This window comes from Phreatobacter cathodiphilus, from assembly GCF_003008515.1.
Taxonomy (GTDB): domain Bacteria; phylum Pseudomonadota; class Alphaproteobacteria; order Rhizobiales; family Phreatobacteraceae; genus Phreatobacter; species Phreatobacter cathodiphilus.
In genome coordinates this window covers 1,982,122-1,995,880 of record NZ_CP027668.1, presented here as the reverse complement: position 1 = coordinate 1,995,880, position 13,759 = coordinate 1,982,122, and the positions used below count along the sequence as shown (strand labels likewise).

Here is a 13,759-nt window from a genome sequence, read left to right as displayed (position 1 = left end):
GCCTTGTGGACAGGGGCGCGCCCCCGGCCTGCCGCAGCCGGCCCGCTCGCCCGGCCGTCCCTCACAGCACCGCCGCGCCGAAGCCGGCGCTGTCGGCCAGAGGCTCGGCGATGGCGTCCTCCGTCGCCTCCTCGCGCAGCCAGGCGCAGAAGGCGGCGACCTGCGGCCGCGCGGCACCGGCGCGCGAGCGGATGAGATAATAGCCGTGGGGGCCGTCCACCTGCCGGTCGAAGGGCGCGACCAGGGTGCCGGAGCGGATCGCCTCGTTGATCAGCGGCGAGACGCCGAGAGCGACGCCCTGGCCGCTCATGGCGGCCTGGATCATCTGGTCGTAGCGCGAGAAGCGCAGGGAGCCGGCCGGCCGCAGGTCCTCGATGCCGAGGGCGGTCATCCAGGTGCCCCAGTCGAACCAGGTGCGGCTGGCGCCGTGATAGTCGAGATGCAGCAGCGTGTGATGCCTCAGGTCCTCCGGCCGCAGCAGCGGCGTCGCGACGTCGGCCACCAGCGAGGGATGGCAGACCGGCAGGATGTCCTCGGCGAAGAGCTTTTCGGCGTCGGGCGCGGCGCGGTCCACCTTCGAATAGCGGATGGCGAGGTCGATCTGGCTGCGGTCGAGGTCGAGGACGCGGTCGTTGGCGATGATCCGGACGTCGATATGCGGGTTGAGGCGGGTGAAGCGCTTGAGGCGCGGAATCAGCCACAGCGAGGCGAAGCCGGTGACGGTGGTCACCGCGAGCTGGTTGTCGGCGCCGCGGGAGCGCATCTGGTTGATGGCGCCCTGCAGGCGGTCGAGCACGTCGACGGCGATACGCTGGAAGGCGCGGCCGTCCTCGGTGAGGGCGAGGGTGCGGTGGCGGCGCTCGAAGAGGACGACGCCGAGATGGTCCTCCAGCGTCTTGATCTGGCGGCTCACCGCCGACTGGGTCAACGCCAGTTCGTCGGCGGCGCGGGTGAAGGAGAGGGTGCGGGCGGCGGCCTCGAAGCCTTGCACGAAGCCCAGCGGGGGCAGGTCATAGCGTTTGCGTGCCATGAGCAGAACTCATCAGGTGTGTGAGATTTGATCGTTTGTGCGCTGCGGAAACCGCCTGCATTCTAAGCATAGAACGGCGCCGGTGTCGCGCCTCGCAGCAGCTTTCACATTCCCCTCACTCATCCAGGGAGGCCGCCATGGTCTGTCTCGATCCGTCCGTCCGCGTCGATCTCGTGCGGGGAGGCGTCGTCCGCCTGCCCGAGGCCGTGGGCACCCGCATCCTCGCCCTCGCCGGAGCCCTGTGGGTGACGCTGCAGGACGACCCGCGCGACGTCGTGGTCGAGGAGGGCGAGGCCTTCGTGGTCGACCGCGCCGGCCTGACGCTGGTCTGCGCCCTGGCCGGGCCGGCGGCTGTGCAGATCGAGACGGCCCCCGCCGCGCCGGCCGCCGCGCCGGAGACGAACGCGCCAGTAGCCGCCAGCCGGGCGGCCTGAACCATGGGCGCGGCCGACCACGTGGCGCTCGGCGCCGGGTTCCTCATCATCCGCCCCTTGGCAGCGGAGGAGGCGCCGCTCCTCGCCTCCCATGTGGCGGCGCTGTCGCCCGCCTCGCGGCACAGCCGCTTCCTCGGCGGCGTCAACCTGATCAGCGAGGCGGAGGCGCTGCGCCTCGTCGCCGGCCGCGACGTCTTCGCCCTCGCCGCCATCGCGGGCGGGCCGGGGGAGGGCGTGATGGTGGGCGAGGCGATCTGCGCCTTTGGCAGCGACGGCCGGGCCGAATTCGCCCTCTCCGTCGCCGATGCCTGGCAGGGGCGGGGCATCGGCCGGGCCCTGGTGGCGAGTCTCGCCCGCCGCGCCGCGCCGCGGGCCGCGCTCATCCACGGCGAGGTGCTTGCGGGCAACCGCCGCATGCTGGCGCTGGCGGCGCGGGCGGGCTTTGCCGCCGGCGTCTCGCGCAGCGATCCCCGCCTCGTGGCGATCTCGCGGCCGCTTCGCCCCGTCCCCGCAGCCTGCCGCCCGCTGCACCGCGCGGCCTGAGGGGGGCCGCTTGACAGCACGAGGCCGGCGCCCTAACACTTAACTTCATGGTTAAGCATCAGGCCTTGCCCCTCAACAGAACCTTCCAGGCTCTCGCCGATCCCACCCGGCGGGCGCTGCTGGCCCAGCTCGCCTCCGCCGAGGAGATGTCGGTCAGCGATCTCGCCAGGCCCTTCGCCATGTCGCTGCCGGCGGTGATGAAGCATCTCGACGTGCTGGCCGAAGCCGATCTCGTCACCCGGACCAAGTCCGGGCGAACCGTCCTCTGCCGGTTGAACGCTGCTCCGATGGAGGAGGCGGTGAACTGGCTCACCCACTACCAGATCTTCTGGACCCGCCGGCTCGACCGGCTGCAAGCCTTCCTGGAGGAGGAGTCATGTCCGCCCAGTCCCGACCGATCGACGCTCCGGCTCGCCACGGCGACGCCAAGCCCAGCCTCACCCTCCGGCGATGGCTCAACGCCTCGCCCGCGCGGGTCTACGCGGCGTGGACCGACCCGCTGAAGCTGGCGCAGTGGTGGGGGCCAGGCACCCCGGACGACATGCTCGTCGCCGATCTCGACGTCCGCGTGGGCGGCGACTTCCACATCGGCTTTTCCTATGCCGGCGAGCGCCATGACGTGCACGGCACCTACCAGGAGGTCGTGCCGGACGAGAGGCTGGTCTTCTCCTGGTACTGGAAATCGACGCCCGAGCGGGTGTCGCTGGTGACGGTGCGCTGCCGGCCGGACGGGGAGGGCTGCATGCTCACCCTCATCCACGAGCAGTTCTTCGACGAGGCGGCGCGCCTCGGCCATACGCGCGGCTGGACCGCCTCGCTCAACAAGCTCGAAGCCTACATGGCACAGGAGGCCTGACCGGCATGACGTTCCAGTCCCCCGACCGCATGCGGCTGCACTATGCCGAGACGCTGATGCCGCGGAAGGCCTGTTTCGTGGCGCGCCATCTCGACGCGCCGGTCGACTTCGTCCGCGTCGACCTCGGCAAGGGCGAGCACAAGGCGCCGGCCTTCCGCGCGTTGAACCCCAACGGCAAGGTGCCGCTGCTCGTCGACGGCGACCTCGCCCTGTGGGAGTCCGACGCGATCATGATGCATCTGGCGCTCGGCATGGGCTCCGATCTCTGGCCCGCCGATCGGCGCGGCCAGGTGGAGGTCCAGCGCTGGCTGAGCTGGGCGGCGCACGAGTTCAATCCGCAGGCCGGCACGCTCTATTTCGAGCACGTCATCCGCCCGATGTTCGGGATCGGCGAGGTCGACGGGCAGGCGGAGGCCGCCGCGCTCGCCCGAACTCGCAAGGGGTTGCAGATTCTCGACGCCGAACTGGCGGAAAGGAATTTTATCCTCGGTCCGACCCTCTCCCTGGCGGACGTTTCGGTGGCCGTCACCTTCCCCTATGCGGACAAGGCAAATATCCCGCTCGGCGACTACCCCGCGGTCGCCCGCTGGAACGACCGGCTGCGGGCGCTGGCCCATTGGGACGCGCCGTTTCCGCAGCTCGCCGTCTGACGAGGTCCAGAGGCCAGGGATTGGCCTCACGCCCGATCCTCCCCGGCCATCCCCGTGCCGGGAAGGGTCGGGCACCCTTCTTCCGCCGCCCTCAGGCGCCGTAGCGGCCCGCCGCCTCCTCGGCGAAGGCGAACTCGCCCACCAGGCGCACGCCGCCGAGCCAGATCTGCGATATCTCACCCTCGGCGTCGCGCATGCGGGTCGCCGCCTCGCCCGCCTGGTTGAAGCCGGGAGCACGGGTGATGAGGCCGGCGTCGAGCCCGGTCACGGTGATCTCGCTCACCTCGGAGAGAGGCGGGTTCAGCGCCGGCGGGCAGGCGAGAACCTTGTTGCCGACGGGCACGAGGTCGACCGCCCCCCAGAGCGTCCACCAGCGGCCGGCCCAGTCGGCGACCTCCGCGGCGGGCGGGCCGTTCTTCTCGAAGGTCTTGAGGATGTGGGCAATGCCGTCGACCCAGAGCTGCGCCGGGCCGTCGATGGCGTTGGTGAGCACCGAGATGGCGATGTCCTGCGCGGGGAAGACCGCCGTGCGCGACAGGGTGCCCGCGAAGGAGCCGGAATGGCCGAACCAATCCCAGCCGGCGACGGAGCCGGAGATGGTGCCGAGGCCGTAGTAGCGCTCGAGGGTCGATTCGTTGTCCCGCCAGTGGCGGCGCGTCATATCGCGGCGGGCCGCCGGCGAAAGCAGGGCGGCCGGCGACGAGGGCGCGAGTTGCGAGAAGAACCGCGCGAGGTCGGCGGCAGTGGAGACGAAGCCGGTGGCCGAGGCGAGATCGGCGGTCGCGGCATTGCCGGGAATGACCAGACGCTTGCCGAAGGGCAGGCGGGTGGAATGGCCGCTCGCCAGCGTGCCCTCGCGCATCAGGCCGATGTCGGCATAGGTCTCGGACAGGCCGGCAGGGCCGACGATCTCGCGCATGATCCAGTCGCGGTAGTGCTCGCCGGTGACCGCCTCGATGATGAGGCCGAGGATGCCGTAGCCGTGGTTGGAATATTTGAAGCGCTGGCCGGCCGGCAGGGGCGGGGCGAGGGCCAGTTCCTCGCGCAGCTGCGCTGCGGTGAGGAACGGCCTCAGGTCGGCGAAGTAGCCGGAGTCGGCCCCGTCGCGGACATAGCCGGCGCTGTGGGACAGGAGCTGCTGGACGGTGGCGGCGGCGGCCTCCTCGTGGAGCCCCTGCACGAAGGTGCCGGCGGCGTCGTCGAGGCGCAGCAGGCCGCGGTCCTTCAGCTTGAGAATGCCGGCGGCGGTGAATGTCTTGGAGTGGGAGGCGACCCGGAAGCGGTGGCGCGGGGTGAGCGCCTCGCCGGTCGACAGGTTCGCCGTGCCGAAGGCCTCCTCCAGCACGATTTCACCCTTGTGGGCGACGGCGATCGAACAGCCGGGCTGGTCGAGATGCTGGACCTGAAAATCGATCCAGCGCGGCACATAGTCGAGCGCGGCTCTCAGCCAGTCATCCATGGTTCACCCCTCGTCGCTTCTGTCGGGCGGACTGTGGCATGGCGGCCGGGCCGTGGCCAAGCGGCGCCGCTCCCCATGGTGAAGCGGCGCCGGACGGTGCGTCAGCCGGCCGCCAACTTCTTCTCCACGACCCGCGCATAGAAGGCGGCGGCGTAGGGCAGGACCTTGTCGTTGAAGTCGTAGGCGGGATTGTGGACCTGGGCGGAATCGCCGTTGCCGATGTTGATATAGGCGCCCGGCACCTTCTCCAGCATGAAGGAGAAGTCCTCCGAGCCCATCTTCAGCCCGCCGTCGCGGTTGACCTGCTCCTCGCCGACCAGTTCGGCCGCCACGTCGGCGGCGAAGGCCGCGTGGTCGGGCGTGTTGTAGAGCGGCGCGAAGATCAGCCGCCAGTCGACTTCAGCCGTGGCGCCGAAGCCGGCCGCGACCCCCTTGGCCATACGCTTCATGTTCTCCTCGAGCAGCTTGCCGATCTCGGGCTTGAAGAAGCGCGCCGTGCCGCGGATGAAGGCGGTGTCCGGCACCACGTTGTAGGCGTCGCCGCCCTCGATCCGCGTCACCGAGATGACGCCCTGGTCCACCGCGCCGATGTTGCGGGCGACGATGGACTGCAGCGCCGTGACGATCTGGCAGGCGGTCAGCACCGGGTCGATGGAATGCTCGGGATGGGCGCCGTGGGAGCCCCGGCCCTGCACCTTGATGTCGAAGAAGGCGCCCCCGGCCATCATGTAGCCGGGACGGATGGCGAACTTCCCGACGTCGAGCTTGGGCGCATTGTGGAAGCCGAAGACCACGTCGCAGGGGAAGCGGTCGAAGAGCCCGTCGGCCAGCATGGCGCGGGCACCGCCGACGCCTTCCTCGGCGGGCTGGAAGATGAGGGTCACCGTGCCGTCGAAGTTCTTCGTCTCGGCCAGGTACTTGGCGGCGCCGAGCATGCTGGACGTGTGGCCGTCATGGCCGCAGGCATGCATGCGGTTCTCGTACTTGGAGCGATAGGCGAGCTGGGTCGTCTCCTGCATCGGCAGGGCGTCCATGTCGCAGCGCAGGCCGACCGAGCGGGAGGAGGTGCCGACCTTGAGGCGGCCGACGACCCCGGTCTTGCCGACATTGCGATGGACCTCGTAGCCCCAGCCTTCCAGCGCCTTGGCGACGATCTCGGAGGTCCGCTGCTCCTCGAAGCCGATCTCGGGATGGGCGTGGAAATCGTGCCGCCAGGCGGTCATCTCGGGGGCGAGGGCGGAAATCTTCTCGGGGATCGGCATGGCGGGCCTGTTGGTGCGGAGGGTCGGCACGGGGCCGGGAAGAGGGACCATAGCCGCCGTCCGCGGAAGCCGCCATGCAAGGGGTGCGGACGAGCCTGACGAGCCATGCGCGGCTGCCATGCCTGGCTCCGGCGCGGTTGCCATGGCGGCCGCCCCCGTCCCAGGATGACGTACCCCGATCCTCCTGATCCCGAGTGCAGCCTGCCATGAACCCCTGCGATCTCACCGCCGTCGAGGCCCGCCGCCTGATCGGCGCGAAGAAGCTCTCCGCTTCCGAACTGCTGGAGAGCTGCCTCGCCCGCATGGACGCGGTCGACCCGGCGGTGAACTGCATGGTGGCGCGGGACGATGCGGCGGCGCGCGCCGCGGCGAAGGAGGCGGACGCCGCCGTGGCGCGGGGAGAGCCGCTCGGACCCCTGCACGGCCTTCCGGTGGGGGTGAAGGATCTCGAGAACACGGCCGGCCTCAGGACGACCTACGGCAGTGTCATCTTCAAGGATTTCGTGCCGGAGGAGGATCAGCTCATCGTCCGTTCCGTGCGCGAGGCCGGCGCCATCATCGCCGGCAAGACCAACACGCCGGAATGGGGCGCGGGCGCCAATACCCGCAACGCGGTCTATGGCGCCACCGGCAATCCCTTCGACCCGACCAAGTCGGCGGCGGGCTCCTCCGGGGGCTCCGGCGTGGCGCTCGCCTGCGGCATGGTGCCGATCGCCACAGGGTCCGATACCGGCGGCTCCCTGCGCAACCCGGCCGCCTTCAACGGCATCGTCGGCTTCCGTCCCTCGCCCGGCCTGGTGCCGAGCGACAAGCGGCCGCTCGGCTGGAATCCCTTGAGCGTGCTCGGCCCGATGGCGCGCACCGTGCCGGATCTCTGCCTCCTCCTCTCCACCATGGTCTCGGACGATTCCTGCGACCCGCTGGCGACCACCATCCACGGCAATACGGTGCGCCGGCCTGAGGATTTCGCCGTGCCGGCGGAGATCGACCTCGCCTCGCTCAGGGTGGCGGTGACGCCCCATTTCGGCTTCACGCCGACGGAAAAGCACATCCGGGCCGTGCTGGCCGAGAAGGTCGGGCTCTTCGCCCATCTCTTCGCCGGTGTCGACGAGGCGACACCCGATTGCAGCGGCACGGACGAGGTCTTCGAGGTGCTGCGCTCCGTCGCCTTCATGGCGGGCATGTACGAGCGTGTCAGGGATACGCCGGAACTCGTCGGTCCGAACGTGCGCGCCAATGTCGAGGAGGGGCTGACCTATTCGGCCCTCGACGTGACGAAGGCGCTCAAGCAGCAGACCGTGCTCTACAAGAACTGGGGCCGCTTCTTCGAGGGCTACGACGTCATCCTGTCGCCGGCGGTGACGCTGAGCCCCAGGCCCTGGTCGGAGCTCTATCCCGCCGAGATCGACGGCAAGCCGACGCGGACCTATTTCCACTGGCTCGCCAATGCCTATGCGGTGACGACGGTCGGCTATCCCGCGATTTCGCTGCCCGTCGGCCTCGACCATGCCGGCATGCCCTTCGGCCTGCAGATCGTCGGGCCTCGCGGCGGCGACGCCAAGGTGCTGGCGGTCGCGGCGGCGCTGGAGCGCGAACTCGCCGGCGACCCGCGCACGGCGCGACCGGTTCCCGACATCGCGAAGCTCGCGGCCGCGGCGCCCATCAGCGCCATGCCGGGCTTCATGGGCTTCGACTGACGGGTTCGACGGATTGCAAGACGGAGCGGGGCGCGCAACCATGCCGTCCTCGCAGTGAAGGCCGGCGCGAGCCGGGCAAGGGGGACCTGAATGATGTTCGACAGACGCACGCTCATGAAGGGCGCGGCGGCCACGCTGGTCGCGGCGCCCGCCCTGGCGCAGGACTGGCGCGCATCGACCATGCGCTTCATCCCGCAGGCCAACCTGTCGTCGCTCGACCCGATCTGGACCACCGCCACGGTCACCAACAACCACGGCTACTACGTCTACGACACGCTCTATGCGGCCGACATGGCGTTCAAGGCGCAGCCGCAGATGGCCGAGGGCCACGAGGTCCTCGACAACGGCCTGCGCTGGCGCATCAAGCTGCGCGCTGGGCTGAAATTCCACGACGGCGAGACCGTCCGCTCGCAGGACTGCATCGCCTCGATCATGCGCTGGACGCAGCGCGATTCCTTCGGCCAACTCGTCGGCAGGGTGATCGACAGCACCCAGGTGGTCGACGACCGCACCTTCGACATCAAGCTGAAGCGGCCGTTCCCGCTGCTGCTCGACGCGCTGGGCAAGCCGGACACGCCCGCCTTCATCATGCCGGAGCGCCACGCCAAGACCGAGGCGACCAAGCAGGTGACCGAGATGGTCGGCTCCGGCCCCTACCGGTTCGTGGCCGGCGAGTACAATTCCGGCAGCCGCGTCGTCTACGAGAAGTTCGACGGCTACGTGCCGCGCTCCGAGCCCGCGAGCCGCGGTGCAGGCGGAAAGGTGGCGTATTTCCCGCGCATCGAGTGGCACATCCTGCCCGACCCCTCGACGGCCGCCAACGCCATCATCCGCGGCGAGATGGACTGGTGGGAGCGCCCGCCCGCCGACCTGCAGCCGCTGCTGGCGCGCTCCCGCGACATCACCCGCGAGGTGACCGACCCGTCGGGTCGCGTCGCCATCATGCGGCTCAACCACCTGCAGGCGCCCTTCAACAATCCGAAGGTGCGCGCCGCCGTCCGCATGGCGGCGATCCAGGAGGACTATATGCGCGCCACCCAGGGGGACGACACCTCCGCCTGGCAGGTCTGCCGCAATCTCTGGCCGAAGGGCACGCCCTATTACAGCGGCGAGCAGGACGACCTGATGCCGCAGTCCATCGACAAGGCCAAGGCCGCCCTGCAGGCCTCCGGCTATAACGGCGAGAAGGTGGTGATCATCAACCCGACGGACTTCCCGGACATCGGGCCGCTCGGCCAGGTGACGGCCGACATCCTCAAGCGCGTCGGCCTGAACGTCGAGCTCGCCGAGACCGACTGGGGCACGGTGATCCAGCGTCGCGGCAGCCGCGAGCCGGTCGACAAGGGCGGCTGGAGCATCTTCCACACAACCGGCCCGGCGCCGGGCTGGGGCACCCCCGCCACCTCGCTGCTGGTGCGCGGTCAGGGCGCCCGCGGCTGGTTCGGCTGGTGGGACAGCCCGAAGGCCGAGGCCCTGACGGAGGAATGGCTCTACGCGCCCGACGAGGCGGGCCAGCAGAAGGCGGCGAGGGAACTCGGGCGCCTGGCGCTGGAGGAGGTGGCGACCGTTCCGCTCGGCCAGTTCACCCTGCGCACCGCCTATCGCAAGACGCTGACCGGCATGCCGCACGGCTCGGCGCCCTATCCGTGGAGCGTCAGGCGCGCCTGACGCCACCTGTTCGACTGCGCAAGGCCGGGCTCGTGCCCGGCCTTTTGCGTTGCGCTCCCGCTCAGGAGATCGTGCCGTCGCGCGGCGGCGGTGTGGGCTCGTCCAGGGGCACGAAGGGCAGGTCGCCGTGCGGCGCGGCGGCCGCCGGACTGTCCCGCATGGATGCCGGAGGGGGATTGGATCCGGCAGCCCGCGTGATCTCGGCGATGATGCCGCGGGCAATCTCCTGCTCGCCCATGATGACCGTGCCGGCGCCGAGGTTCGTGAGGTGCTCGACCTCCGCATCGGAATGGGCGCGGGCGATGATGATCAGCGCGGGGTTGGCGGCCTTCGCCGTCTCGACGATCTGGCCGGCCTCGAAGGCGTTGGGAATGGCGACGATGAGGCGGCGGGCACCGGCGATGTTGGCGCTGGCGAGGATGTCGCCCTGCACGGCATTGCCGGCGATGGTCTCGACCCCCTCGTCGCGCAGGCGGGCCTGGGGCCGGGTCGCGTCCTCGATGACGAGATAGGGGATGCCCTGCGCCCTCAACCCCTCGCCGACGAGGCTGCCGACGCGGCCATAGCCCACGAGGACGGTGTGGCCGGCGAGGGCGGTGCTCTGCGGCTCCTCGTCGTCGGTCGGCGCCGGCGCCGCCGGTGCCGTGGCGGCCTCGGCCGTGGGATCGGAAGCGGAGTCGGCGGGGGCCGGGGCGCCGGCCTGGCCCTGGTCGACGCGCCGCTTGATCCACCCCGCTGCGGCGAAGACGGCGGGGTTCAGCATGATCGACAGGATGGCGCCGGCGAGGATGAGGTCGCGGCCTTCCTGCGGCAAGAGCTTCAGGCCGACGCCGAGCTCGGCGAGGATGAAGGAGAACTCACCGATCTGGGCCAGCGAGGCCGAAATCGTCAGGGCCGTGCCCTTCGGATAGCGGAACGCGAGGACGATCAGGAAGGCCGCCAGCGACTTGCCAATGATGATGATGAACAGCGTGGCGAGGATCGGCCAGGCGGCCGTCACCAGCGTCCACGGGTTGAACAGCATGCCGACCGACACGAAGAAGAGCACCGAGAAGGCGTCGCGCAGCGGCAGCGATTCCTCCGCCGCCCGATGGCTGAGCTCGGATTCGCTCATGATCATGCCGGCGAAGAAGGCTCCCAGGGCGAAGGAGACACCGAAGAGCTTGGCGGCCCCGAAGGCGACGCCGAGGGCGATGGCGAGCACGGCCAGACGGAAGAGCTCGCGCGATCCGGTATGGGCGACATAGTGCAGGAGCCAGGGGATGACCTTGCGACCGAGGCCCATCATCACCGCCACGAAGCCGACGACCTTGAGCAGCGTCACGAGGATGACGCCGCCGATGCCGAGGCCGAGCCATTCGACCAGCGGGTCGCTGGCCGCGCTGGTGGAATTCTCGCCACCGAGGATTCCGGCGAGGGCCGGCAGGAGGACCAGCGCCAGGATCATGGCGATGTCCTCGACGATGAGCCAGCCGACGGCGATGCGCCCGCGCTCGGTCTCGATAATGCGGCGCTCCTGGAGCGCGCGGAGCAGCACCACGGTGGAGGCGACGGACAAGGCGAGGCCGAAGACGATGCCGGCGCCCATGGACCAGCCGAGGGCCCATGACAGCGCCATGCCCATGGCGGTGGCGGTGCCGATCTGGACGACCGCCCCCGGCACGGCGATGGCGCGGACGGAGAGCAGGTCCTTCAGCGAGAAGTGCAGGCCGACGCCGAACATGAGCAGGATGACGCCCATCTCGGCCAGCTCCGTGCCGAGCTTCTGGTCGGCGATGAAGCCGGGCGTGTGCGGCCCGATGAGGATGCCGGCGAGGAGATAGCCGACGAGCGTCGGCAGTTTCAGGCGATTGGCGATGACCCCGAAGATGAAGGCGAGCCCCAGACCAGCGACGATGGTGGCGATCAACGGGGTGTCATGCGGCATGGGGGGCCTTCATCCTCGGCACAATGGTTGGGGAACCGGCGCTCCGCGCCGGTTCAGCCATTATGGGGACCGGAACCCGGCGAGGCAACGCGACGCGCCGGGCGAGGCCCCGCGCCGTCAGATGCCGGAGGCGAGATAACCGCCGTCGACGGCGATCACCGTACCGGTGACGAAGCTGGCGGCGGGGGAGGCGAGATACACCGCCGCGCCCACCAGTTCCTGCGTCTTGCCCCAGCGCCCCATCGGCGTGCGCCTGAGGGCGTTCTCCTTGCGGTCCGGCGGCATCTTGGCGGCGTTCAGCTCGGTCATGAAGAAGCCCGGCGAGATGGCGTTGACCCGGACGCCCTGCGGCGCCCATTCCGCCGCCAGGGTCTGGGTGAGGCCGACGACGGCGTGCTTGGTCATGGCGTAGGGACAGGCCTTCGGCCAGCCGCGATGGGCGGAGAGCGAAGCGATGTTGACGATGGCGCCGCTGCCGCGCTCCAGCATCAACCGTCCGAAGACGGTGCAGGAGAAGAAGACGCTGGTCTGGTTGGTGCGGACGATGAACTCGACCTCCTCCTGCGTGAAGTCGAGGGTCGGCTTGATGATCGTGGTGCCCTGACAAGGCACGAGAACGTCGATCGGGCCGAGATCGCGCGTGACGGTCTCGGCCAGCCGGGCGAGTTCGCCGTCCGCCGTCACGTCGGCGACATAGCCTTTCGAGCCTGGATGGGCCGCCGCCAGGCGCGCCGCCGCCGCGTCGAGCTTGTCCGGGCTGCGGGCGGCGATGGCGACGCGGGCGCCGGCCTCGGCATAGCCGTGGGCGATGGCCTCGCCGATGCCGCTGGAGCCGCCGATGACGAGGGCGTTGAGGCCGGCGAGCGACAGGGACGTGCTGGGCGCGCTCATCGGGCGAGCCTCCGCCGGAGCGTGCGGGGGGACGGCCGGCCGGCGGCCGGGGCGGGCGGCATCAGGGGCATGGTGCATCTCCTCCACGGCCTTGTCGCGACCGCTGCGCCCAAGGTGCGGGCAGGCCGGTGCCGATGCAAGCGTCCCGCGGCCGAGCGCGGACGGCACGCGGGCCCCCTCCGAAAGAAGAATAAATTTCTCATTGTGCCGAGTTGTCGCATCCGTATAGGAACCGTTTTCTACGGAGCGTCAACAATCGGGCGCCCGTCCCGAGGAGCGGACCATGGACGCCACCGACCGTAAGATCCTGACCATCCTGCAGGACGACGCCAGCATCTCGATCGCCGAGCTGGCCTCGCGCATCAACCTGTCGCAGACGCCGTGCTGGAAGCGAATCCAGAAACTCGAGGCCGCCGGTTACATCATCAAGCGGGTGGCGCTGGTTTCGCCGGAAAAGCTCGGGCTGGGCCTCACGGTCTTCGTCTCGATCGAAACCTCCGACCATTCGCGCGACTGGCTGGCGCGCTTCGCCGAGACCGTCTCCGGCATGCCGGAGGTGATGGAATTCTACCGGATGGCCGGCGACGTCGACTACATGCTGCGCGTGGTGGTGACCGACATGGCCGCCTACGACGCCTTCTACAAGCGGCTGATCGACACCATCCCGCTGAAGAACGTCACCTCGCGCTTCGCCATGGAGCGCATCAAGTCGACGACGGCCTACGAGGTGCCGGACCAGCCGCGGCCGTGATCGGCGCGGCCTGCCACGACGCGTCCGCGTCGAGGACCGGGCGCCGGGAGCTAGGGTGACGATCCTACACGAGGACTTCAGGCCGGCTACCCCCGGTTGCAATCGACCGTGATGCCCCGGTCGATTCACGCCGCGAGCGGCGGTCCGTCGACCCGCTCCAGAAAAATGTCCTAGGTGAAAACCGGGTGTATGGGCCCGTATCTGCAACCCGTGATCATGGTATCACGGGCCGCTCACGGCTCCGTGATGCCCCGAACCGCCAAATGTACCAGCGGGAGTCGAGGGGCTGAGACCTGTAAACCCCCTCCAGAGCAGGCCTGGTGCCAGAGTAGGGCCGGCAGAACCCTTCGTTCCTCGTCTAGGAAAACCCGCTTCTCAGCGAAGCAAAAAAATCGAGTATGACGGTTCAGTTACAATCCTTTGGTGCTTCCCACTCGCACACGCAGGATTGATACTATGTGTGTGCAAGGAAGCCATGTGAAAACAACTGGCATTTGCACCCGTGCATGAAGTGGTTTTGGCTTCCGATAGGGAAGTTCACTTTCCTTTGAAGTGCCGACGCCGCCATGCCGAGTCTGCATGCGGGCCGTT

At 69.5% G+C, this 13,759-nt stretch carries 13 protein-coding genes; 8 read left to right on the top strand and 5 right to left on the bottom strand.

Features of this window, described 5'->3' with window-relative positions; all coding sequences use genetic code 11:
* Positions 1–61 precede the first annotated feature (61 nt).
* Positions 62–1,030, bottom strand: a complete 969-nt coding sequence (gene gcvA, locus C6569_RS09745) for a transcriptional regulator GcvA (RefSeq protein ID WP_106748659.1) — start codon at positions 1,028–1,030, stop codon at positions 62–64.
* 137 nt (positions 1,031–1,167) lie between these two features.
* On the opposite strand from gcvA, the gene C6569_RS09740 reads away from it, so the two are divergent.
* From C6569_RS09740 to C6569_RS09720, 5 genes are all read left to right on the top strand, one after another.
* Positions 1,168–1,464 (top strand): DUF2917 domain-containing protein, encoded by a 297-nt coding sequence (locus C6569_RS09740; RefSeq protein ID WP_106748658.1) that lies wholly within the window; start codon positions 1,168–1,170, stop codon positions 1,462–1,464.
* A 3-nt stretch (positions 1,465–1,467) separates the two neighbouring features.
* Positions 1,468–2,007, top strand: coding sequence for a GNAT family N-acetyltransferase (locus C6569_RS09735; RefSeq protein WP_106748657.1), 540 nt, complete (start codon positions 1,468–1,470; stop codon positions 2,005–2,007).
* 65 nt (positions 2,008–2,072) lie between these two features.
* Positions 2,073–2,510: an ArsR/SmtB family transcription factor gene (locus tag C6569_RS09730; protein WP_245898288.1), complete on the top strand. Its 438-nt coding sequence runs from the start codon at positions 2,073–2,075 to the stop codon at positions 2,508–2,510.
* Positions 2,405–2,863: an SRPBCC family protein gene (locus tag C6569_RS09725; RefSeq protein ID WP_106750981.1), complete on the top strand. Its 459-nt coding sequence runs from the start codon at positions 2,405–2,407 to the stop codon at positions 2,861–2,863. The genes C6569_RS09730 and C6569_RS09725 overlap by 106 nt, the downstream gene beginning before the upstream one ends.
* Before the next feature lie 5 nt (positions 2,864–2,868).
* A complete protein-coding gene (locus C6569_RS09720; RefSeq protein ID WP_215905804.1) occupies positions 2,869–3,513 on the top strand; it encodes a glutathione S-transferase family protein in 645 nt (214 codons plus the stop codon).
* A gap of 91 nt (positions 3,514–3,604) precedes the next feature.
* Here the strand turns inward: C6569_RS09720 and C6569_RS09715 are convergent, their stop codons facing one another.
* The gene (locus tag C6569_RS09715) at positions 3,605–4,972 is read right to left on the bottom strand and encodes a serine hydrolase domain-containing protein (RefSeq protein ID WP_106748655.1); all 1,368 of its coding nucleotides are present in this window, start codon (positions 4,970–4,972) and stop codon (positions 3,605–3,607) included.
* A gap of 101 nt (positions 4,973–5,073) precedes the next feature.
* Positions 5,074–6,234 (bottom strand): M20 aminoacylase family protein, encoded by a 1,161-nt coding sequence (locus tag C6569_RS09710; protein ID WP_106750979.1) that lies wholly within the window; start codon positions 6,232–6,234, stop codon positions 5,074–5,076.
* Positions 6,235–6,440: 206 nt separating this feature from the next.
* On the opposite strand from C6569_RS09710, the gene C6569_RS09705 reads away from it, so the two are divergent.
* Together C6569_RS09705 and C6569_RS09700 are read left to right on the top strand one after the other, a co-directional pair.
* Positions 6,441–7,931, top strand: a complete 1,491-nt coding sequence (locus tag C6569_RS09705; RefSeq protein ID WP_106748654.1) for an amidase — start codon at positions 6,441–6,443, stop codon at positions 7,929–7,931.
* A 90-nt stretch (positions 7,932–8,021) separates the two neighbouring features.
* Positions 8,022–9,599, top strand: coding sequence for an ABC transporter substrate-binding protein (locus C6569_RS09700; protein WP_215905803.1), 1,578 nt, complete (start codon positions 8,022–8,024; stop codon positions 9,597–9,599).
* A 61-nt stretch (positions 9,600–9,660) separates the two neighbouring features.
* Here C6569_RS09700 and C6569_RS09695 read toward each other — a convergent pair whose 3' ends face one another.
* Both C6569_RS09695 and C6569_RS09690 read right to left on the bottom strand, forming a co-directional pair.
* A complete protein-coding gene (locus C6569_RS09695; protein ID WP_106748652.1) occupies positions 9,661–11,526 on the bottom strand; it encodes a cation:proton antiporter domain-containing protein in 1,866 nt (621 codons plus the stop codon).
* A 117-nt stretch (positions 11,527–11,643) separates the two neighbouring features.
* A complete protein-coding gene (locus C6569_RS09690; protein ID WP_181313979.1) occupies positions 11,644–12,417 on the bottom strand; it encodes an SDR family NAD(P)-dependent oxidoreductase in 774 nt (257 codons plus the stop codon).
* A gap of 283 nt (positions 12,418–12,700) precedes the next feature.
* On the opposite strand from C6569_RS09690, the gene C6569_RS09685 reads away from it, so the two are divergent.
* Positions 12,701–13,168, top strand: coding sequence for an Lrp/AsnC family transcriptional regulator (locus tag C6569_RS09685; RefSeq protein ID WP_106748650.1), 468 nt, complete (start codon positions 12,701–12,703; stop codon positions 13,166–13,168).
* The last annotated feature ends 591 nt before the right edge of the window (positions 13,169–13,759 follow it).

What these genes read in the sequence shown, in the direction of transcription:
- gcvA (WP_106748659.1), bottom strand. Translation starts at nt 1,030, where the DNA reads ATGGCACGCAAACGCTATGACCTGCCCCCGCTGGGCTTCGTGCAAGGC.
- C6569_RS09740 (WP_106748658.1), top strand. Translation starts at nt 1,168, where the DNA reads ATGGTCTGTCTCGATCCGTCCGTCCGCGTCGATCTCGTGCGGGGAGGC.
- C6569_RS09735 (WP_106748657.1), top strand. Translation starts at nt 1,468, where the DNA reads ATGGGCGCGGCCGACCACGTGGCGCTCGGCGCCGGGTTCCTCATCATC.
- C6569_RS09720 (WP_215905804.1), top strand. Translation starts at nt 2,869, where the DNA reads ATGACGTTCCAGTCCCCCGACCGCATGCGGCTGCACTATGCCGAGACG.
- C6569_RS09715 (WP_106748655.1), bottom strand. Translation starts at nt 4,972, where the DNA reads ATGGATGACTGGCTGAGAGCCGCGCTCGACTATGTGCCGCGCTGGATC.
- C6569_RS09710 (WP_106750979.1), bottom strand. Translation starts at nt 6,234, where the DNA reads ATGCCGATCCCCGAGAAGATTTCCGCCCTCGCCCCCGAGATGACCGCC.
- C6569_RS09705 (WP_106748654.1), top strand. Translation starts at nt 6,441, where the DNA reads ATGAACCCCTGCGATCTCACCGCCGTCGAGGCCCGCCGCCTGATCGGC.
- C6569_RS09700 (WP_215905803.1), top strand. Translation starts at nt 8,022, where the DNA reads ATGATGTTCGACAGACGCACGCTCATGAAGGGCGCGGCGGCCACGCTG.
- C6569_RS09695 (WP_106748652.1), bottom strand. Translation starts at nt 11,526, where the DNA reads ATGCCGCATGACACCCCGTTGATCGCCACCATCGTCGCTGGTCTGGGG.
- C6569_RS09690 (WP_181313979.1), bottom strand. Translation starts at nt 12,417, where the DNA reads ATGAGCGCGCCCAGCACGTCCCTGTCGCTCGCCGGCCTCAACGCCCTC.
- C6569_RS09685 (WP_106748650.1), top strand. Translation starts at nt 12,701, where the DNA reads ATGGACGCCACCGACCGTAAGATCCTGACCATCCTGCAGGACGACGCC.